Raw genomic sequence first — 19,516 nt, forward strand, 5'->3', positions numbered from 1 at the left:
AGAAAGTAAATATCCTTCCAACCATACCATCCTTTAATCTTCCAAACTCAAACTGCAATCTCTTTCGGATCCAGATCAAAAACAAATTCAGTGAATGAAGCAGAATCCGAAATGACTTGAATTTCAGAATTATGGATTTCAAGGATTTTTTTGACAATTGCCAGTCCAAGTCCGGAACCTTCAATTCTTTTTTGATCTTTATCTACCATGAAATATCTGTCGAAAAGGGACCCAAGATCTTTTTGCGGTATTCCATTTCCGGAATTTTTTATGCTTACACAGACTTTATGGGTCCTTTGGCAGAAATAAGCTTTAAGGGCAATGGTTCCATTCTCGGGTGCATATTTGACGGCATTGTCTACAAGATTTTGAATGACCCTGTCCAATAAATACAAATCAGCCAATACCACAGGCAAGGAGGGTGAGATTTCAGCAATTAAATCGATGTTTTTTGTCTTTGCTAAAAGGCCATACTTCATACAAGCATCAAAAAGTAGCTCTTGTATTTTCAAAGGTTCAGCTTTAAATGTCATTTGACCTGATTCTAACTTAGAAAGATCAAAAAGATCAGCAACCAGTTTGGTCAATTTATCTGTAGAATCATTGATGATGTTAAGGTATTGGTTTTTCTCAGCATTGGTCACTTTATCCCCCTTGATCATCAAAGTTTCCACATAACCATTGATAACAGCCAGAGGATTTCTAAGGTCATGGGATACGTTGGCGATGAGTTCTCTCCTGAGTGCATCCACCTTTTTAAGTTCTTCCATATTGCTGATAATATTGTCGGCCATCTGATTAAATGTGTTTGCCAATACTGCCAATTCAGATTTGGTGTTCAGTTCAGGTACCCTAGCCAAAAGATCACCTTCCTTAAACTTGCCGACTGTTTTTACAATTTCCCGTAGGTTTTTGGTCAGCAGGGCAGTCAGGACCAATCCTATCATAAAAGAAATGACCAATGTGATCAGAAAAGATTCCAGTGTAAGCTTAAGCCAATAATCTCCCAAAAGTCCTGCGGATATTTTCTCGTATTTTTCACTGAGCAAGGTGATGTAAACATAACCTAAGAGTTCAGTTCCCTCCCGAACTTCCGTAGCCGAAAAGATGGTTTGTCTGTCAATGGTTCTTGGATCATCCCCTAGCACGAAATCATTTCCCTGAGAAGCGATGAAATCACGTATGGGATCCACATTTACACGCTTTAATTTTACTTTTGAATCAAGTACAACATAGGAAAGAATTTCACCGTTGGGATCAAGCAGATATACTTCTATTCCAGGATTGACCGCCATCATGGAGTGCATAATGGTTCCCATAGATTCTTGACAAACCTCTCCATCCAAAAAAGGCGGTGTTTCTTTGACCAGGTATTCAGCTACGGAGGCATTGAGTTTTTGGGTGGTCTCCAAGAAATAATTTTTGGAAGCATGTGTGGTGATCAGGATGTAGGCAAAGCCCACAAGCAATAAAACCAATGTGAAGGCAAGTGATATTCTCCAGTATAAACTTTTCATGGAATTAAATTTTAATTGGAATTACCATTCATCATTAAACCTGTATCCAATTCCCCATGTCGTAAGGATATAAGAAGGATTGTTGGCATCCGTTTCAATCTTAGATCTGAGACGATTGATATGTGCATTTACAGTATGTTCGTAACCATTGAAATCATAGCCCCATATGAGTTCCAACAATTCTGAACGGCTGTAACTTCTCCCTGGATTTCTGGCCAATAGTGTAAGCAGATCAAACTCCTTAGGGGTAAGATCCACCCTCATTTGATTTAAAGTAACCTTTCTTCTTTTTTCATCAATTTCCAAATCGGCAAATTTCACCTTGGGCTCATCTTTTTGTATTAACTGCATAAATTGATCCTGCCTACGCATGATTGCTTTGACCCTTGCGATGAATTCCCTGATTTTAAAAGGCTTGGTGATGTAATCATCCGCTCCGGATTCAAGACCCAATACCTTATCAATTTCTTCTGACTTGGCGGTGATCATTAGGATTGGTGTAAAATTTTCCAAAGCACGCAATTTTAGACAAATGCTTAGACCGTCCATTTCGGGTAACATGAGATCCAAAATCATCAAGTCAAAAGAACACTTTCCAGCAAGTTCATAACCTCGCTTTCCATTGTCTGTTACCTCTACATTATAATCCAGGTCTCTTAAATGAATCTGTATCAATTGACTAATATCAGGGTCATCCTCTACCACTAAAACATTTTTCATTTTTTCATTACCTAGTTTGCTTTATAAAAATAAAATGAAAAAATCACGAAACTATCACGAATAAAATGTTTTGATTTCATTTAATGCTTATTCCATATTTTAAACCAATCAAAAAGTACACCCCAAGCCAATGATATCCAAAGATCCTATTGAACACTTTACAAGTTTTTCAATCGAGGAATTGACCAATTTTTGGAATTTATCCTTACTAATCAAGAAAACCCCTTCTTTCCCTTTCCACATACTCCGCAAAACTAGTCGGTTTCCTTCCAAACAGCTTTTCTGCCCAATCCGAGGTGGGAGGGGATTTTTGAAAACGGGGCAAATAATGCAGCATGATCATGACCAGGATAAATGGAGTGGCCATGCCTTCCTTTCTTTTTTGGAAGAAAAAGGAAAGCAAGTTGGGTGATACAAAATCAATTTTTCTACCGATGCCCTTACTTAAAACAGCACACATGCGTTCGAAATCCATTTGTTCTCCATTGGTCAGGTCATAAGCCTTATTTCTGTGTTCCGAAGGGTTAATTAATACTTTTGCAGCCACTTCTCCCACATCTTTTACGTCAATCAGATTGAATTTGGCTTTTCCGGCCGGAAGAAATACCCTGTTTTTTTCAACAATGTCTTTTCTCAGGGTAGTAGAAAAATTTTGCATAAAATATCCGGGACGTAAAAAAGTGAAAGGCAAGCCGGATTGTTGGATGAGCTTTTCGATTTTGTGATGGGGGATGACACTGCTCTTTTCCACCCCTTGAACCGAAAGAAAAACGATATGCTTTGTCCCAACCTTTATTGCCGTTTCAATCAGGGGCCGAAAATGCTTATCCACGTCGGAGATATGGGGGGGTCTTAGCAAGAAAAGCACATCCATGTCCTTGAGGTAAGTATGAAAATGATCGGTTTTATCAAAATCAAATACCCTTTGCTGAATATTGGGAAATGGGTCTAAAGCAATTTCCATTTTTTTCACATCCCTAAGCCCTGCATATACTTGATGAGAATGGCCAGATGCGTCGATCGACTTGATTACCTCTATTCCCACATTGCCTGTGGCACCTGTTATCAATATGCGCATTTTATATTTTTTTAAAAATGTGGATTCACCATGAAGCGGTCGCCCTGCCTCTGTCTTACGTCCTTTTAATAGCTAACAAAAGGCATTTGTTGGTTGAAGGTTTCATCTTCGACCTGCCTGAAGATAAAGTCCGCCAGATCCGCTCTGCCAATTTTGGTGCTGGCATTGACACCAACCCAACCTACCCTGTAATTTCCTTTCTTTGGGTCATTGGTCAATCTGGGTCCTCTTACAATCACCCAATTGAGACCACTTTCCTCTAAGACTTCGTGGTGTCGGATGGCATCATTCAATATTTTAGGTACCGCTATTTTCATGATCGTTCGGATCAGTTTGTCCGCAAACTTTGGCTGGTCTTTTTCAGGGTAGGGGAGTCCACCACCTGACAGTGAAATGATCCGTTCTAGGCCAGATGTTTTCATGGCTGTGATTATATTTTTTGTACCCTCAGTCTGTAACCACTCCGGCGAACCTTTCACATGACCGAAAAGACTGACGACCACATCACACCCTGCAACGGTAGCCTTTACTTCGCCTTCCTTCAGCACATCCCCCTGAATGATCTCCAACGCCCGGTGCTTCATGACTACCTTACCCGGATCTCTGACAAGTGCTTTTACAAGGTAACCTTTCTCAAGCGCTTGTTCCAAAAACAAGCGACCCGTCTGACCCGATCCTCCAAATAGTGCGATTTTTTTCATCTTTGTATTTTTGCTATGTATAAAATTACTATTTTTATGGTACTATATGAATTGTCATATACTAACCTTTTTGTAAGTATGAACCACCTCAAAATAACGGCCCGTTGCCCTATACGCACTACTCTTGAACTGATAGGAGGCAAATGGAAATTATTGATTCTTTTTCAGCTTTTCAACGGACCTTACAGGCTGAGTGAATTGAAAAAATCAATCCCTGATATCAGTGAAAAAATGCTAATTCAAGAGTTAAAAACATTGGTAGACAGTGAATTGGTAAGCAGAAAGAATTTTGGGGAAGTACCTCCTCGTGTAGAGTATGCTCTGACTGAGAAAGGAAAAGCAGCCATGCCTTTGATCGAAGCCATGCGAAATTTCGCGCTTCAATACGAAGGAAGATCAGTAGGTTAGGCCCCTTTCCTAAAGATAAAATTGCTTTAATTTTAAAAACATTTTTCCTATCCTAAAGCTTTTTAACTTCAAAAGGCGGGCTTATTATTACACAAGGAAACCTTATGATGGATCAGGGAGTAGACTGAGTTTATTTTTTGATTTTCGATTAAAATTACTGGTCTTTAAAATAATTGAATGAGTTTTTTTTGCTTTCAAGAGGAGTCATAGAAATTTTTTCTTTTGTCCGAATCCGTTCAAATTTGTTCGCTATGTTGGGTATTTTAGAACAATAGTTGCTTTTAAGATCAATTTAGACACATTAACATGGCATAGAAATGGAAATGAGGAGAAGGTAAAGTATAAGTTAAAAAAGAATATGATTAAGTATTACGTAAAACTTGCTTTCAGGGGATACCTGAGAAATAGAAAGTTTACCATTCTGATTTTACTGAGTTTAATTACCGGACTTTTTGTGGCCTATATAGGAATGTCCTACATCCGTTTTGAAAACAGTTTTGAAAGTTTCCACAATAATTCAGACCATATATACAGGCTGGTTCGAACCTATCGATCTCAAGATTACAGCGTTATCGGTTTTCCATCTTGGTCAAGCACCTCATCGGAAGTACAACAGCTTCAGGTCGAATCTCTAAAATCCTCACCTGGAGTCATGGATATTACCCAATTCATCATTTCACCTTATTCGGAATTCATCAAGGCAGATGAAAAACAAATTACATCTGACGGTATATTAAGTACAAATACGCCGTCAGGATTTGTAAACATGTTTACTTGGAATCCAATAATGGGTTCTCTTGAAAGCTTTACCTTTGGGAACAATAAAGTCCTGCTAACTTCTTCATTGGCTAAGAGATTATTTGGCCCTGAATTTAAATTTCAGGATTCTTTGCTTGGTAGTTTAATTTTTGTGGGAGAAGAACCTTATGAATTAGCCGCAGTCATCGAGGATGTTCCGGCAAATTCACATTTTGGTTTTGAGGTGGCAGTAAGTACTGATAGAATTGATTATTGGGGAAGCCGGACCTATGTCCAAGTAGATGCCCAAATTTTCCCCGATGAAGTTGAAAATCAACTCAATGCCACTATTGCAACATTTAACCCCAATTTGGATAAAGATGAATTGTATGCTGGTCACTACCTTCAGCCCATTTCTAACATTCACCTGGATTCAAATATATTGTATGAAGCCAAATCTCCCGGAAACAGGATTTATATTTCCCTTATTGGGATTTTCGCACTCCTAATTCTTTTTATCACCTTGTTTAACTATGCTAACATTACATTGGCAATTAAATCTAAAGCCAGTAAATCAATTGGAGTCAGAAAGGCGATGGGTGCGCACAATGGGATGATTGCTTTTCAGTTTTTCTTGGAGGGAATCTTACTTTCTCTGCTTTCTATTCCTTTCGTAGGTATTTTGGTCTCCTTATTTGTCCCTGGCTTTAATGCGCTCATGGAAGCAGATATTCCATCAAATCTATTTGAAGATCCAAATTCACTAATGGGTTTGATTGCTTTGGCTATCGGTATAGGTTTTTTGGCAAGCTTGACACCTGCTTCCTATTTGGGAATGAGGCGAGTGGTCAGTTTATTTAAAGAGGACTGGAAGCAAACCAATTTTCAAACATTTTCTGTGAGAAAGTATATGATAGTCAGTCAATTGGTAATTCTAATTGGCATGTCAAGTGTTTCCTTTTTGGTTTCCAAACAGCTTGAATTTGTGAATCAAAAGGATATTGGATATAAAAAAGAAGGGGTAATTTTTGCATATACCTCCCAAGATAATATCGGATACTTTCAACAAAAATTAAGACAAATCCCTGGAGTAATTGCAGTTGGAAACGGGAGTTCTTTTGGTACGCAGGTCTTCAATCAAGGAACTTATCAGATAGAAGGATTGGAAACGGTATTTGATGATGCCAATCAGCTTTACCTTGATCAAGAGGGGTATAAGGCCTATGATATAAAGTCCACCCTTACTGAAATACCAGCAGGTCGATTTACCTTGATTAACCAAACCGCCGCAGAGAAAATCTCAAGGATGAAAGGTATTCAACCTGAAGACCTTATCGGAGCAGAAGTCGTCACTGAACCTGAATATACAGATCCTGAAACCGGTCAATCTGGCATTCCATTTACTGTTTCAGGGATTTTTGAAGACATCCATTTGTTTTCCCTCCATGAACGCATGGATCCTTATTTTTTGACAATTCAAGAAAACCTCTTAATGGATGGAAGAAGTATAATTTCTTATGATCCTACACATGAAAAGAAAGTGATTTCGGATGTTGAATCTGTTTATGCTGAGCTCAAGGAGGTATTCCCACTTGAGCTTGAGTTTCTTTCGGAGAACCTTAACAACCTATATAAACAAGATAAGCGAACAGCCAATTTAATCCACTATTTTAATGTAATTGCAGTTTTTTTGTCGGCAATTGGCATCATCGGAGTTTCGCTATTCCTCACTTTGGCAAGGAGAAAAGAATTTGGAATTCGAAAAGTTCTCGGTGCTTCAGCACTTTCGATTGTTAGTACATCTACAACAGAGTATGTTTTGATGGTTGGTATTGCTTTGGTAATTGCCTGGCCGGCTGCTTATTGGATAGCAGATACATGGCTTTCAAATTTTGCTTACCGTATTCCGATTCAACAGTGGATATTTTTAGTGGTGGGAGTAGTCACACTTGCCTTTGTTAGTGTTTTGGTTGGAATTGTTTCCCATAAGGCTGCTCTTGAAAATCCTGCACAAAGTCTAAAAACCGAATAAACTTAAATCCATCATGTTTAAAAATTACCTGCTTACCGCCATCAGGAGTCTTAGGAGAAACAAAGTTTTTTCAGCAGTCAATGCCATAGGTTTATCAGTTGGCTTTGCCTGCTGTCTCCTTATTGGCACATACGTACTCCATCAATTGAGTTACGATGCTTTTTTCCCCGAAAAAGACAAAATATTCAGGATAGAACAAAATCCCACCGATGGCAAGCGGATGGCCTGGACCGGAGGAGCCTTAGGGAATCTGTTGAAAAATGAACTGACCGAAGACATGACCGCAATGAGTAGGGCGTTGGAAGTCAGCGCATTGCTTACTATTCCAAGGGAAAGTGAAGAACAAGAAACATTCAGAACCTCAGCTTTTTTATTTGCTGAAGAGGGCTTTTTGGAGATTTTTCCATTTCCAATGCTTCAGGGAACAGCGAATGGAGTGCTGGAAAGCCAAGATAAAATGCTTATTTCCAAATCTTCCTCTGAAAAATATTTTGGTGATAAAAGTCCAGTAGGTCTCCACGTATTGTTTGATGGGAAGTTTGAATTGGAAATTGCAGGAGTATTTGAAGATTTACCAGATAATACGCACATGAAATTCGAGTTTTTGGCTGGCTTGAACTCATGGAAAACCAATGTGGTGGGATTTCCTTCCACAGCGGAATTCGGCAGTTTTTGGTGGCCTCAGGTATATACTTATGTCAAGTTAAATGAAAGCACTGATCCGAAATCTTTTGAAACCAATTTAGCGCAGAATATGCCTAAGTATAGGGAAGAAGAAGAGGCAGCAAAATACGCCCATTACCTTAAACCCATTGATCAAATCCACTGGGATACCGAAATCGAATACGATTGGACTCCGGCTGTGTCTAAAACAAGTTTATGGATTTTTGTAGCCATTGGGGCTTTTATTCTGATACTGGCCTGCATCAATTATATCAACATCACCACAGCTCAAGCCTTGAGGCGGTCAAAGGAAATCGGGGTGAGAAAGGTCTGTGGGGCACAAAAAAACCAACTTTCTATGCAGTTTTTGGGTGAGGCATTGATCCTGAATGCCATTTCTCTGTTGTTTGGGCTGATTATGCTTCAGGCCATTCAACCTTATCTTTCGTCTTATTTGGGGTTTTCAAAAATTCATGTTTCGGTTATGTTTTTTAAATACCTGTGGTTGATTGTGGCATTCTGGCTGGGAGTTTCCTTTTTATCAGGATTTTTACCATCCTTATACCTTGCAAGACTAAGGCCACAATTGATCCTAAAAAATTTCAATCTGTCTTCAGGAGGAGGCCAAGTCAGAAAATACCTGGTTGGGTTCCAGTTTTTTCTATCGGGAGTATTGATCTTTTGTTCTCTGGCTGTTTATTATCAGTACAGACATCTTTCCGGTTTGGAAATGGGTTTTGATGAAACTAATCTGATGATTCTCAATACCAGAGATCTTGACAAGACGGATGCACTGATGAATGAAATAGCCCAACTCTCGGGTGTAGATGCGGTCAATATGAGCCGATTTATTCCTGGTATACAATCGGGTTGGGCCCCTTCAGTTGAATTTGAAGGAGACAGGCCTGAGGATATCCGATTTATGAATGTGCAGTTTGTTGGCCCGGAATTCTTTAAGTTTCTGGATGTGGAATTGGTATCAGGAAGGGAGATTCTCGATGAACCATCCGATCTTGGTGAGTTTAGTCTGATGCGGGATCAATTTCCACAAATCGAAGGACAATCAGCCTTGGTCAATGAGTCCGCACTTAAGATCCTCCAAAAGAACAAAGAGGAAGCTTTGGGTTCTTCGGTGCGCGTGTTTACAGAGGAGAACGGGCAATTATTCAGTAATTACAAAGGAAAAATCATTGGTGTGGTCAAAGATTACCATACCCAGGATCTAAGGTACCCCATTACTCCAACAGTCTTCCTTCCCATCAATAATTTTACACCTGAATATGTGCTTGTCCGTACTGAAAATATAGACTCCCCCGAATTTATCAGCAGCTTGGAAGCGACCTGGAAGGCAATCGAGCCCTTCAGGCCTTTTGAGTATTCTGTTTTACAGGACAGGATCAAAACTCAGTACAGTGAACAGGAAAAAGCTTCTTTTCTTATCGGGCTTTTTTCTTTGATTTCGATGATCGTCTCCGGTTTAGGGATTTATGGACTGGCTCTTTTTGTCGCAGATTCCAAGCGCAAGGAAATCGGGATAAGAAAAGTTTTGGGTGCGGGGATCCTTTCGGTTCAAAAAATGCTCTTCAACGAGTTTCTCAAACCTGTCTGGTTGGGAGCCGCGATTTCCATGCCTTTGGGATATTACCTGGTGACTTGGTGGCTCAAGCAATTCCCTGAGAAGATAGCCATTGGACCTTCCTTGTTTTTATTGACCTTTCTGATTTCTGGATTGATCATGGCCCTTACGGTCAGTTGGCGCTCCTATCAGGCTTCTATGGTCAATCCCGTGGAGGTATTGGAATCGGATTAAAGCCTTTCATTGTCTGATGCTATGGAATTTTAGGCACAATATCAATTGATTCTGCATTGAGTTTTTATCGATTGATTTGAAGTAGATATTGGGTTTTCACCTCTACTAAATCCCAATCTTTACCAGAAAGATTTCTATTATGTGTTAGGTTACAAATACCAAGTTCCAATAAGATATTAAGAAGAGAAGCACATGTTTTACAAAATGAAAGTAGTCTGTACCATCCTCACGCTTACTTTAATTTTTCAAGGTATTTGTATGGCTCAAAGCATATCCAAAGCTCAGGCATCCGAAGACATCCGCTTTTTTAACCAAACCATACAATCCAAGTATCCTGATCCTGAGCGTCATTTCCCAAACTATGAGGCATACAGTGATTCCCTGATTGGGGTTTTAGAGGATAAGGTCCCGATGAATGAATTTGCCCAGATGATGGCCAAGTATGCCAATGAGTTTGGGGACGGCCATACATTCATCCAAAACAGCGAAATCCCTTCCGATGCTAAGGTTTTTCCTTACCAAATAAAAATCAAGGAATCAAAGGGATTCCTTTCAAAATCCTTGCTTCCTGATACAAATCCCAATTTGATAGGGGCAGAAATCAAAAGGCTCAATCAGGTTGATTTTTCAGCAATCTTGACCAAATCGTTAGAAATGGCGGGGGGTGAAACAAAAGCGCATCGTATGGAAAGAATTGAAGGGAGTTTTGCCGATTACCTCTATAGATTGGAGGGGGAGATCAGCGTGATTGAGGTGATTGACGAAAATGAAAGCCGGACTTTTTCCCCGACTTCTATCACAAGAGCGCAATGGCTAAGCTTTGATGAATTGGATGCCAAGCCCAAATATGCGTTTCAGTTGATAGATGCAGAAAAAGGCTTGATCATATTTTCAGATATGAATGACATCAACAAAAGTCAATTTGCTAAGTTCCTCAAGGACACTTTTAAAACGCTTGCAGACAAAAAAATAAAAACCTTGATCATTGACTTGAGGGATAATGGGGGAGGGAATTTTATGTTTGGGGAAATGCTGCTTGATTATCTGACCGACATGCCTTATACCATCCACCAAAAATACCAATATGACATGTTGGGGAAGAAGGTAAACCCAAAAATGGTCAATCCAATCAGACCAAAGTCTCAGAAAAACAGGTTTTCAGGAGATCTGTTTTTTCTGACGAGTGCCTACACCTATTCCTCTGCTGCTACCATAGTTGCAGCCGTCAAATACAATGGCTTGGGGAAAATAGTAGGTCAGCCCATCGGGCAGCCTTATTCGGGTTTTATTGATATGATGACCTTTCAATTGCCCCATTCAAAACTGGTGTGTGGAACGAGCACTGTTTACTATGAATATGCGGGAATAAATGAAAAGAATGCAGATTTGGGTATTCCACCTGATATTCTGACAGACCAAGACGCTTTGGAATTTTTATTGGGGAATTAAAATAGCAAAACTTTGGTAATATCTAGGTTAGCTGACCTATAGACACATGTCTGCACACCCCAGAAAGGTCCGGTGCCCAGCCGAAAATGTTTCAGAAAGTATAGGGTGAACAGGGAAGCCTTTTAGCCCTGATCACCCTATACATTTTTTTAAGAAAAACCGATGGCAAATAAAGATTATCAGTTATAGGGCATTGTAATATTTTCTAGAAAAGAAGCTGAAAATCAAATTGAAATAGGAGTTTCATACTTTTTGTCAAAACCGAATCCCCAAATTCAAAGTCCCCACATAAACGGCCCGTTCGCCTTCGGAATTCAGAATAGGATGTGGATTGCTTTGAGCAGCCACGTAGTAAAAGCCATGCTGTACACTAAGGTAAGGACTGATCTTCATTTTATCGCGTTTTTCCTGTTTCAACAATTCCCAACGATATCCGACCAAGAGCCCGATTTCATAATCCCAACTGTCGTTATCCAGCCCATCGACGGCATTGTTTCTATTGAATCCGGGACCAATAGCATTGTAGAGCTCCAAATGCAGTCCTTTCCAAAAATACTGTCGATATCCAAAGGTCAATGCCAAATTAGAAAAATCGCCTTCTTCCTCGCGAAATTCAAAAGGCCGAAGATGATAACCCAGAAACACATCACCAGCCAGTTCATTGTTTCGCCAGGTTTCATAGGTGACTTGACCTTTGTAGATATTTCCCGGAAATATGGGCCATAAAATATTGACTTCAGCACCCCATTTTTTAGGTTGAGGAATTTCATTTTGAGCATATCCTGTCACAACTATTGCGAGAAGAATAAAAGAAAGAACCAGCTTTTTCATACGTTCAACATTTAAGATTTAAAGATTGATACAAAGTTGGTTCTGAGCCCGACTCTTTTTCATTGACCAAAGTCAATAAATCATTTCCTTGCTCTGATGCGGCTGAGTGTTTCCGGTTTCACACCGATGTAAGAGGCTACCATGTATTGGGGAACTTCCTGGAGCAGTTTTGAATTCCGATTGATTAGCTCTTGGTAGCGTTCCTCAGGACTGGTATGTTGAAATGAATCCAGCCGCTTGGTTATTGTTAAATAAAGGTTCTCCGCAATCAACCTGCCCAGTCGCTCTATGGATTGATATCTATCATAGAGGGCATGAAGGTCTTTTTTATGGATTTTGTAAATGATGGCATCCTGAAGCGCCTGAATATGATGATCAGATGGATTATCAGTTAAAAAACTCCGGTAATTGGTCACAAAATCACCTGGAAAAAAGAAGGCAGTGACTATTTCTTCCCCATCCAAAATGTGGTAAAACCTAAAAGTACCCGCTTCGATAAAGGCTATAAAATCACATTTCTGACCTTCTTCCAAAAGATAGGCTTTTTTGGCATGCGTTTCTTTAATTAAGCATGCTTGAAAATCAGCCCATTCCTGATCCGTTAACTTAACGAGCTTATTGAAATAGTTTTTCAATTGTTCCATGGAAACTGTTATGGGTTAAAAACATCTTTGTCAATTGATCATCATTTAATTAACAAATAAATCCTGAATTTGATGACTCATGGCAAGATTAAAATTTGTCTATTGTAGCAATAAGTGGTATATTTAAAATATAATATACCACTTTTATTACTTTATGTCCACTTCAATAAAAAAAGTTACCTTATCATTGGATAGAGTCCAATTGGAAAAAATGGCCAGAAAGGCAAAAAAGAACCTTTCGCAGTATGTAAGGGATCTTATTGAGCGCGAGGTAATTATGAATCAAGATGAACATGAAATTTCAGAGGATATTTTGGAATTAAAGGGTTTATTGAAAGGAGATGGACTTAACAGTAAAGAACGTGTGAAACAAAGGGCTATAGCAAAGATCCGAGATTATGATCGTTGAACGTATTTTTATAGATACCAATATTTTTGATGAATTGTTTTTTGATGGAATTGCTGCTTCTTAAGTTGTTTTTATTTTTGAGCAAATGAAAAGAAGAAAAATCGTAGGTTATACCTCACCTAAAACCTTGATGGATGTTTATTACCTTATTCATGCAGAGAAAGGGTGGCAAGAAGCCAATAAGAGAGTTCGACAGATTTATTCCTTCGTGGAAATTAGTCCTCAAGGCCAAAATGAAGTAAGGGAGGCATTGGCACTCAATTGGTCTGACTTTGAAGACGCCATGCAAATGGCCTCGGCAAAAAGCCAAAAAGTAGATAAAATCATCACCTTGGACAGGAAATTCCAGAATAAAGACAAATCATACATTTGGTCACCTGCTGATTTAAAAAGTTTTATAATCCAAAACACACAGAATTAAACAAATTGTCTTTCCCATTTTTAGGCTATTAAGGGTAAATCTTGAAAATCTATTTATTCATCGCAATGAAAAAAGCATTACCACACCGTCTTTTTCCCATGATTTTGGTCTTAATTAGGAGGTCATCAGGTTTTCTAGCATAGATTTTCCCTTAATTAATTCTTTCTTTGATCCATTCTTCCACAAAAATAGCTACTTCCTCCCACCCGGGTTCACTGGCGATATAGTGCGATCTTTTTGGAAATGTGTAATATTCTCTGTTCGATCCTTCATGTTGATAGGCTTCGAAATTTTTGCGAATCAATGGTGGGGGCAGGTCATTGTCCTTTTCCCCCGCAATGAAAAGCATAGGCACATGTGCTTTTTCAAAATCGATTTCCATGCCTTTCTGTGTACTGGTTTTGGCGATGATTCTGCTTTCGGGTATAAAATAAGTTTGATGGGCTGAAATTGCAGCCGAGTCACTTAGCGTATTGAAAAAGGTATATTTAAACCATCGCATTGGAGGTTGGCAAACCTTATTCCTGGAGCGAAGAGGGTTTACCATCCGAAAATTGGAGCGAATGTATTTCCAATTCAACACAGAGATACCTCTTGGATTGGCACTGGCCAAGGTGATGCCCATGCTCGCCTTTTCCATTTCGACCAATTTTTGCGTGAGTAAGCCTCCAATGGAATGCCCGATGACAATGGGCTTCTCGGGAAGACTGTCCACATAGGCAAGCATATAGTCCAAAACCTGTGGGAAGTCAAGGTTCACCAATTCCGGATCAATTTCCTTTTGCAAAACCTGAGGTTCGCCCTGATGGTAAGGAAAGGACGGTGCATAAACGGTATAGCCTTTTGCTTCAAAAAAAAGCTTCCAATTTTGCCAACTGTGGCTGTTTTGAAACAATCCGTGGATCAAGACAATGGTTTTTCCTTTTTCCTGCGCAAAAAGTGATGATGGAAATGTCAATAGGAGGAAGAAAAAACACATCAACCGAAATATGCTAAATGTTGAGTACATAAGATGGAAATTTGTTTGGAACAAAATTCCATTGAAATACTGAATGCTTCCCTTATCATTTGGTAAGAAGGCACTTGATATTTGTTAAGAAATCGCACTTCGAATCCTGCTTAGCGACTCGGGGGTTAACCCAAGAAAACTGGCAATCATATGCAAGGGCACTCTTTGAAGGAGTTGCGGCTTGTTTTCCAATAAATACAAATAGCGCCCTTTTCCATCAAGTGACTGAAAAAGCTTTAGTCTATTTTCCATTTCGATAAAATAATGGGACATGACATTCATTTTAAAGTTTTGGAAATAGGCATCATCCTTTTGGATATCCACAAGTTGAATCTCGATTAATTCAGCGTCTTCAACCAATTGTATTTTCTCTCGTGCACCACCTAAACCCAGCAGGCTATATACTGAGCCTACGATATCTCCTTCCAGATCAAACCAGCCGGTGAGTTCTTGTTCTTCTTGCAGATACATATACCTTGCTATACCTTTTTCAATGATCCAGCATTTTTGACACCGCTCCCCTTTTTGAACCAATTGAAAGTTTTTTGGGTAGGAAACCCTTTTTCCGATACTTTTTAATTTTGGAATGTCAAGGTTCATTTTTTGATCAATAGTGAAGGTTTGGTAATTCCCGATTTAATTTTGGTTGCAATCCTTAAAGAAAGCGCTATTCTTTTGTCCTCCGATTTAAGTTTGTTGATCAAATACAAAATCCCCCTTTGGTTTCCTGGACTCAATTCATGAAAGCATAGAGAGGCTTCCGGGTCGCTTTGCAAAACCGCTGCAAATTCCTCAGGCATTTCAAATTGATAATCTGAATGATCAGGCTGAAAAGACAACGTAATGTTGTCTCCTTCCTTTAATTTTAACTTCTTTAAAATACTGCTTCCCAAGTTTATGAATGAAGAACCATCCTTTTTCACCATAAGCCCACAATGGAATTCCAGCCTATCACCTATGGAAGCCAAGAACCTTTTTGTATCCCAAGCCAATAATTCAGCAGTTTGCGGGACATCCAAATCTACCCTGTGCATACCACTGCCAGATTTGTAGATGACTAAATTCGAGATTTGGATTTTTGTGTCCATAGTTTTTGTGCATGGTAAAAGAATCACTCAACTCCCCTTCAATTTCTCCCTTTTTGAAGATAGTGCTGCAATTTGTTCTACCCTTTTGATCCTGGTTTTATCTGTCTTGGCGAGTTTGATATACCGCAATACAAACCTTTTGCTGGAGTCATTGATGGCATAGAAAAATTCAGTGGCGCCATCATATTTCTTCAGTGCTGTTCGCAGGTCTTCGGGTACAACCAGATTGTCTACATCGTCCATAAAATCCCATAAGCCATTCTGCTTGGAAAGCGCAATGGATTGGTAGCCGGCTTCTTGCATTTTGCCTTCTTCAATCAATTTGGCTGCCCGGTCTTTATAGGTCTTTGCCCAATATTCGACTTTCCTTGGGGATATCAATTGCATGGTTCTATGTTCATCCAGTTTTCTCCTGATCCCATCTATCCATCCAAAACATAACAGCTCGTCGAGAACCTCAGAAGTGGAAAGGTATTTATCCGGAACCGTTTTCTTGAAGGTGACCAGCCATACGCTTTCTTTTTGGGCATGGTGTTGATCCAGCCAGGCCTTTAATTCCTGACTGGATTTTACTTTTACTTTTTCAAATTTCTCTGTTTTGATCATCTGAGAAAAGGTTTCTATTTTCACACTTCACATGATCCATAAACACTTTAAAGGGGAGTGGTGTTTGAATGTAAAATGAAATTTTTATTTACAGATTTTGATCTATTTTTTTCTTTAAATGAGTAGTCAAAAGTATTTTGATAAAGGCTTTTTATTTACCAAATAAAGCCTTAATTCAAGATCGGTTATACAAAATCTCTGTTTAAAACAGTTTTTAAATCTGTTGGCTTTTCGCCTAACACTTCCTCAACATGATTGGTTAAGCGACCCACAGTTCCATTTTTTATCATTCCGTAAACCGGGATCATATAATCAGCGATAAAATCCGGTGCCCCACCAGCTCTTAAGGCACCTCTATACGCTTCTTCTGTAGGATTAGGATATACAATTTCCTTATTCAGGACTTCCGAAAGTAGGTTGGCAGCATCATGGTAGCTTAACAATTCCGGCCCGGTAAGCTGGTAAGTTTTACCAGAATGCCCTTCTTCAGTCAATACCTTAGCTGCCACCTTGGCTATATCTTCTGAATCCACAAACCCTACTTTTCCATTTCCCGCTACATTAAAAGTTATACCTCTTTCCATCAGATTTTCATATTCATAATTTTTGAAATTCTGTGCAAAAAAAGATGGTTGCAAAATGGTGAAATCCAACTGACTTTCTTTTAGGTAGCTTTCCACAATATTGTGAAAAGCCATATTACCACCCAAATTTTCATTTCCAAAAGCAGAAAGATAAACAATTCTGTTTATGCCTTTATGCTTTAAAAAATCAATAAATGGTATTAAAACTTGCTCCAAATTCAGCGTTAAAGGAGGGCCTAATACAAAAACCCTATCTACATTTTCAGTGGCTCTTTCGAACGTGTGTTTATCCGTAAAATCAAATTTCACCCACGCATCTTTTGAGATGTTTAAGATCGATTTCGCCTTATTAATGTCTCTGCTGCCTGCGACAAAATTTGCATTTAAGGCTTGTAATTGCTTTACCAAGGATTTTCCAATGGTACCTGTGGCTCCAGTAATCAAAATTTTTTCTTTCATTTTTTTAAGTAGTTAAGATTTATAGTTACTTTTAGTAACCTAAATCTATTAAGTAACTATTTAGATAAAAAGAGGGTACAATGAGTAAACCAAGTAACACCGTTGTAACTATTGCTGAGAATGAATCTGTTGAGGAAGAAAAAAACCTTAAATTAATTTTAGATAGGGCGAAAGACCAAAGTAAACTCTGCCCTGTCCGGGATGTCATCCATAGAATCAGTGATAAGTGGAGCCTACTTTCCATACTTGCTTTAGGGACACATGGCACTTTGCGATTTAATGCGCTAAAGAAAGAAATAGGTGATGTATCTCAACGCATGCTTACTGTTACTCTCAGGAATTTGGAGGAGGATGGTTTTGTTAGTAGAAAAATTTATGCAGAGGTTCCACCAAGGGTAGAGTATCAATTAACTGACATGGGACAAGGCTTAATGCAACAAGCTCTGCAATTGGCTGACTGGGCTAATACTCAGCTACCAGCCATTATTTCAAGTAGAAAGAAATTTAAAAAGGGTTGACGAGTTTTTTGGAGGATTTTCAATATACAACAGTTTTATGCCTTTAAATCTAAAAATCTTTATCTGGCCAACGTCATCGTTGCTTAGAAAACGAGTAAGACGTATATTTTCACATTACAATATCTGCCGAAATTGTAATGTGAAAAATCATCATTTTCTTTTTCCAATTGTATGATAACCATTTTGCTTTGGTAACTGCTCATTTACAATAACAAATTCCAATTTTCCTCTTTAAACCCTGATATAGCAATTGCCCCTTTAACAACGATTGGTCTTTTTATCATAAATGGGTTTTCTAAGAGTTTTTCAATAGCAAAATCATTGTCGCTCATAATTTTTTCTTGAACATCTTTATCTAATTTTTTAAAGATAAGTCCTTGAGGTGTTACAACCTCTTTCTTATCTAAAATAGAAAAGAAAGTCTCTATAATTTCTCTTGTTATACCCTTTTTTTTATAGTTGTGAAATTCAAACTCAATGCCGTTATCTTCCAGGAATTTTATGCCTTTTGCAGTAGTATCGCAACTTGGCATGCCGTAAATGATTGTTTTGTCGTTCATTTTTTTGTCATTGTTGTTCAAAGAAATTGAAGGATTGATTTATTAAATTTTTGAATTTTAATTTAGTTTTATCGTTAAAGAAATTTTGAAATACGCATTTGAAGCAAGTCATCTTGCCGGAAATTGTACAGGATTTCCTCATTGGATACATTATTCAGTGCTGAGATCAGTAGGTCCGCTTTCCAGTTACCTTTAAATCTCCTTGACCCTTCAAACCTGAAAAGCGTTGTGGTTCTATTTAGGTCGACAATTGAACCGAAAAGAAATGTAGTACCTCTGATATCATTCAGGCTTATTCTACTGCCAATAAAAAGATCATTGTCAAGGCCTGAAAAAGTAAGCACTCCTCGACTATCGTATAGATACTCACTGACAATACCGATATCCACACCTGAATTGGCAACATTACCCAAAGTATATTCAAAGCCAGTAGCGAGTGCAAAGAATTCTTGTCTTTCAGTTTTTCTGTTTATGGCTTCTAATTTAAGCATCAATGCCCCGACAGTATATTGGGCATCAAGACCTATTTGATGAACAATAGGATAAGATAAATCCAAACCTAACGATAGATCAAAACCGAGGTACATCGGTTCTCTCGCTACCCCATAGAAATAAGAAAGCCCTAAATCCAACTTATTGAAGGTATCATACCATCTGCTCGCTAATGAAGGATGCCATTCTTCCAAAGAAGTCGTGAATGGAATATCTTCTCTTTGGAGTACTTCCGGAAACCTATATCGCCCATTTTGCCCCGGAAATTGTCTTCTCCTTGCGATGGGCAGATAATAAAATTCAAAGGATCCGATAAGGGAACTTAGGGTGAACTGTACCATAGGTTGTCCCAATTTCTCTGAACCGTCAAAGGCTTCTAATTGATCGGCTTGATTAATTATATCCACTAAGTGTACAGATTCCGTTACTCCCCAAAAAATTTTCTTGGCACCAATAGAAACGGCCCATTTATCCCGGTTGTATCGATAATAAGCCTCTCTGATATCAAAATGGGATCTTTTGGTATCATTCAAACTGCCTCTCAGAAATGCTTCAAAAACGAATTGATGTTTTTTGGTTTTACTGATGGTGCTGAACTTTGGCTTGATAGCTCCGGAAGTGAAGTTGTTCAATTGGTGCGGAAAAGCCCCTTCATTTGGGAAGTATTGGTGTTCAACTTCAATTTCCAAAAGAAATTCCGATTCCCATTTGACCGAATCATTTTGAGAAAAGGCCGAAGTTGACCACAGCAGACCTATACAAAGAACAATTGATCTCAT

General features: G+C 38.7%; 20 protein-coding genes. 7 read left to right on the forward strand and 13 right to left on the reverse strand.

Annotated features, from left to right (window positions below):
• Positions 1-47 precede the first annotated feature (47 nt).
• From H1A14_RS21345 to H1A14_RS21360, 4 genes are all read right to left on the reverse strand, one after another.
• Entirely contained in the window at positions 48-1,517 is a 1,470-nt protein-coding gene (locus H1A14_RS21345) for a sensor histidine kinase (RefSeq protein ID WP_194778343.1), read from the reverse strand.
• Positions 1,518-1,538: 21 nt separating this feature from the next.
• The gene (locus tag H1A14_RS21350) at positions 1,539-2,237 is read right to left on the reverse strand and encodes a response regulator transcription factor (protein WP_194778344.1); all 699 of its coding nucleotides are present in this window, start codon (positions 2,235-2,237) and stop codon (positions 1,539-1,541) included.
• Between the two features lie 208 nt (positions 2,238-2,445).
• The gene (locus H1A14_RS21355) at positions 2,446-3,315 is read right to left on the reverse strand and encodes an NmrA family NAD(P)-binding protein (protein WP_194778345.1); all 870 of its coding nucleotides are present in this window, start codon (positions 3,313-3,315) and stop codon (positions 2,446-2,448) included.
• 65 nt (positions 3,316-3,380) lie between these two features.
• Positions 3,381-4,016 carry an NAD(P)-dependent oxidoreductase gene (locus H1A14_RS21360; RefSeq protein WP_194778346.1) on the reverse strand — a complete coding sequence of 212 codons (636 nt, stop codon included), beginning with the start codon at positions 4,014-4,016 and terminating at the stop codon, positions 3,381-3,383.
• Between the two features lie 78 nt (positions 4,017-4,094).
• On the opposite strand from H1A14_RS21360, the gene H1A14_RS21365 reads away from it, so the two are divergent.
• The 4 genes from H1A14_RS21365 (at position 4,095) to H1A14_RS21380 (ending at position 11,116) form a co-directional block, all read left to right on the forward strand.
• A complete protein-coding gene (locus H1A14_RS21365; protein WP_194778347.1) occupies positions 4,095-4,424 on the forward strand; it encodes a winged helix-turn-helix transcriptional regulator in 330 nt (109 codons plus the stop codon).
• A gap of 358 nt (positions 4,425-4,782) precedes the next feature.
• Entirely contained in the window at positions 4,783-7,194 is a 2,412-nt protein-coding gene (locus tag H1A14_RS21370; protein ID WP_194778348.1) for an ABC transporter permease, read from the forward strand.
• Between the two features lie 13 nt (positions 7,195-7,207).
• Positions 7,208-9,667 carry an ABC transporter permease gene (locus H1A14_RS21375; RefSeq protein ID WP_194778349.1) on the forward strand — a complete coding sequence of 820 codons (2,460 nt, stop codon included), beginning with the start codon at positions 7,208-7,210 and terminating at the stop codon, positions 9,665-9,667.
• 204 nt (positions 9,668-9,871) lie between these two features.
• Positions 9,872-11,116: a S41 family peptidase gene (locus H1A14_RS21380; RefSeq protein WP_194778350.1), complete on the forward strand. Its 1,245-nt coding sequence runs from the start codon at positions 9,872-9,874 to the stop codon at positions 11,114-11,116.
• Positions 11,117-11,371: 255 nt separating this feature from the next.
• Here H1A14_RS21380 and H1A14_RS21385 read toward each other — a convergent pair whose 3' ends face one another.
• Together H1A14_RS21385 and H1A14_RS21390 are read right to left on the reverse strand one after the other, a co-directional pair.
• Positions 11,372-11,947: a hypothetical protein gene (locus H1A14_RS21385; protein ID WP_194778351.1), complete on the reverse strand. Its 576-nt coding sequence runs from the start codon at positions 11,945-11,947 to the stop codon at positions 11,372-11,374.
• Positions 11,948-12,027: 80 nt separating this feature from the next.
• The gene (locus H1A14_RS21390) at positions 12,028-12,591 is read right to left on the reverse strand and encodes a Crp/Fnr family transcriptional regulator (RefSeq protein WP_194778352.1); all 564 of its coding nucleotides are present in this window, start codon (positions 12,589-12,591) and stop codon (positions 12,028-12,030) included.
• A gap of 154 nt (positions 12,592-12,745) precedes the next feature.
• Between H1A14_RS21390 and H1A14_RS21395 the strand changes: the two genes are divergently transcribed.
• Together H1A14_RS21395 and H1A14_RS21400 are read left to right on the forward strand one after the other, a co-directional pair.
• Positions 12,746-13,000 carry a hypothetical protein gene (locus H1A14_RS21395; protein ID WP_194778353.1) on the forward strand — a complete coding sequence of 85 codons (255 nt, stop codon included), beginning with the start codon at positions 12,746-12,748 and terminating at the stop codon, positions 12,998-13,000.
• A gap of 73 nt (positions 13,001-13,073) precedes the next feature.
• Positions 13,074-13,421 carry a type II toxin-antitoxin system VapC family toxin gene (locus H1A14_RS21400; RefSeq protein WP_394355341.1) on the forward strand — a complete coding sequence of 116 codons (348 nt, stop codon included), beginning with the start codon at positions 13,074-13,076 and terminating at the stop codon, positions 13,419-13,421.
• 151 nt (positions 13,422-13,572) lie between these two features.
• Here H1A14_RS21400 and H1A14_RS21405 read toward each other — a convergent pair whose 3' ends face one another.
• The 5 genes from H1A14_RS21405 to H1A14_RS21425 all read right to left on the reverse strand — a co-directional run bounded on the left by H1A14_RS21405 (position 13,573) and on the right by H1A14_RS21425 (position 17,167).
• The gene (locus H1A14_RS21405) at positions 13,573-14,430 is read right to left on the reverse strand and encodes an alpha/beta hydrolase (RefSeq protein WP_194778355.1); all 858 of its coding nucleotides are present in this window, start codon (positions 14,428-14,430) and stop codon (positions 13,573-13,575) included.
• A gap of 84 nt (positions 14,431-14,514) precedes the next feature.
• Positions 14,515-15,030: a Crp/Fnr family transcriptional regulator gene (locus tag H1A14_RS21410; protein WP_194778356.1), complete on the reverse strand. Its 516-nt coding sequence runs from the start codon at positions 15,028-15,030 to the stop codon at positions 14,515-14,517.
• Positions 15,027-15,518: a YdeI/OmpD-associated family protein gene (locus H1A14_RS21415; RefSeq protein WP_194778357.1), complete on the reverse strand. Its 492-nt coding sequence runs from the start codon at positions 15,516-15,518 to the stop codon at positions 15,027-15,029. Before H1A14_RS21415 ends, H1A14_RS21410 begins: the two co-directional genes overlap by 4 nt.
• Before the next feature lie 27 nt (positions 15,519-15,545).
• A complete protein-coding gene (locus H1A14_RS21420) occupies positions 15,546-16,124 on the reverse strand; it encodes a YdeI/OmpD-associated family protein (protein WP_194778358.1) in 579 nt (192 codons plus the stop codon).
• 185 nt (positions 16,125-16,309) lie between these two features.
• The gene (locus H1A14_RS21425; RefSeq protein ID WP_194778359.1) at positions 16,310-17,167 is read right to left on the reverse strand and encodes an SDR family oxidoreductase; all 858 of its coding nucleotides are present in this window, start codon (positions 17,165-17,167) and stop codon (positions 16,310-16,312) included.
• Between the two features lie 80 nt (positions 17,168-17,247).
• Here H1A14_RS21425 and H1A14_RS21430 point away from each other — a divergent pair, with 80 nt between their 5' ends.
• On the forward strand, positions 17,248-17,685 hold the full coding sequence (locus H1A14_RS21430) for a winged helix-turn-helix transcriptional regulator (protein ID WP_194778360.1): 438 nt from the start codon (positions 17,248-17,250) through the stop codon (positions 17,683-17,685).
• Between the two features lie 203 nt (positions 17,686-17,888).
• Here the strand turns inward: H1A14_RS21430 and H1A14_RS21435 are convergent, their stop codons facing one another.
• Both H1A14_RS21435 and H1A14_RS21440 read right to left on the reverse strand, forming a co-directional pair.
• Positions 17,889-18,245, reverse strand: a complete 357-nt coding sequence (locus H1A14_RS21435) for an arsenate reductase family protein (protein WP_194778361.1) — start codon at positions 18,243-18,245, stop codon at positions 17,889-17,891.
• 74 nt (positions 18,246-18,319) lie between these two features.
• Entirely contained in the window at positions 18,320-19,516 is a 1,197-nt protein-coding gene (locus H1A14_RS21440; protein ID WP_194778362.1) for a hypothetical protein, read from the reverse strand.

Origin of the sequence: Pararhodonellum marinum (genome assembly GCF_015354735.1) — a bacterium.
GTDB classification, from domain to species: domain Bacteria; phylum Bacteroidota; class Bacteroidia; order Cytophagales; family Cyclobacteriaceae; genus Pararhodonellum; species Pararhodonellum marinum.

Coding starts and splice junctions, on each gene's coding strand:
- H1A14_RS21355 (WP_194778345.1), bottom strand. CDS start 3,315: ATGCGCATATTGATAACAGGTGCCACAGGCAATGTGGGAATAGAGGTA.
- H1A14_RS21440 (WP_194778362.1), bottom strand. CDS start 19,516: ATGAGATCAATTGTTCTTTGTATAGGTCTGCTGTGGTCAACTTCGGCC.
- H1A14_RS21360 (WP_194778346.1), bottom strand. CDS start 4,016: ATGAAAAAAATCGCACTATTTGGAGGATCGGGTCAGACGGGTCGCTTG.
- H1A14_RS21375 (WP_194778349.1), top strand. CDS start 7,208: ATGTTTAAAAATTACCTGCTTACCGCCATCAGGAGTCTTAGGAGAAAC.
- H1A14_RS21350 (WP_194778344.1), bottom strand. CDS start 2,237: ATGAAAAATGTTTTAGTGGTAGAGGATGACCCTGATATTAGTCAATTG.
- H1A14_RS21380 (WP_194778350.1), top strand. CDS start 9,872: ATGAAAGTAGTCTGTACCATCCTCACGCTTACTTTAATTTTTCAAGGT.
- H1A14_RS21395 (WP_194778353.1), top strand. CDS start 12,746: ATGTCCACTTCAATAAAAAAAGTTACCTTATCATTGGATAGAGTCCAA.
- H1A14_RS21415 (WP_194778357.1), bottom strand. CDS start 15,518: ATGGACACAAAAATCCAAATCTCGAATTTAGTCATCTACAAATCTGGC.
- H1A14_RS21370 (WP_194778348.1), top strand. CDS start 4,783: ATGATTAAGTATTACGTAAAACTTGCTTTCAGGGGATACCTGAGAAAT.
- H1A14_RS21425 (WP_194778359.1), bottom strand. CDS start 17,167: ATGAAAGAAAAAATTTTGATTACTGGAGCCACAGGTACCATTGGAAAA.
- H1A14_RS21385 (WP_194778351.1), bottom strand. CDS start 11,947: ATGAAAAAGCTGGTTCTTTCTTTTATTCTTCTCGCAATAGTTGTGACA.
- H1A14_RS21420 (WP_194778358.1), bottom strand. CDS start 16,124: ATGATCAAAACAGAGAAATTTGAAAAAGTAAAAGTAAAATCCAGTCAG.
- H1A14_RS21435 (WP_194778361.1), bottom strand. CDS start 18,245: ATGAACGACAAAACAATCATTTACGGCATGCCAAGTTGCGATACTACT.
- H1A14_RS21430 (WP_194778360.1), top strand. CDS start 17,248: ATGAGTAAACCAAGTAACACCGTTGTAACTATTGCTGAGAATGAATCT.
- H1A14_RS21405 (WP_194778355.1), bottom strand. CDS start 14,430: ATGTACTCAACATTTAGCATATTTCGGTTGATGTGTTTTTTCTTCCTC.
- H1A14_RS21410 (WP_194778356.1), bottom strand. CDS start 15,030: ATGAACCTTGACATTCCAAAATTAAAAAGTATCGGAAAAAGGGTTTCC.
- H1A14_RS21345 (WP_194778343.1), bottom strand. CDS start 1,517: ATGAAAAGTTTATACTGGAGAATATCACTTGCCTTCACATTGGTTTTA.
- H1A14_RS21390 (WP_194778352.1), bottom strand. CDS start 12,591: ATGGAACAATTGAAAAACTATTTCAATAAGCTCGTTAAGTTAACGGAT.
- H1A14_RS21365 (WP_194778347.1), top strand. CDS start 4,095: ATGAACCACCTCAAAATAACGGCCCGTTGCCCTATACGCACTACTCTT.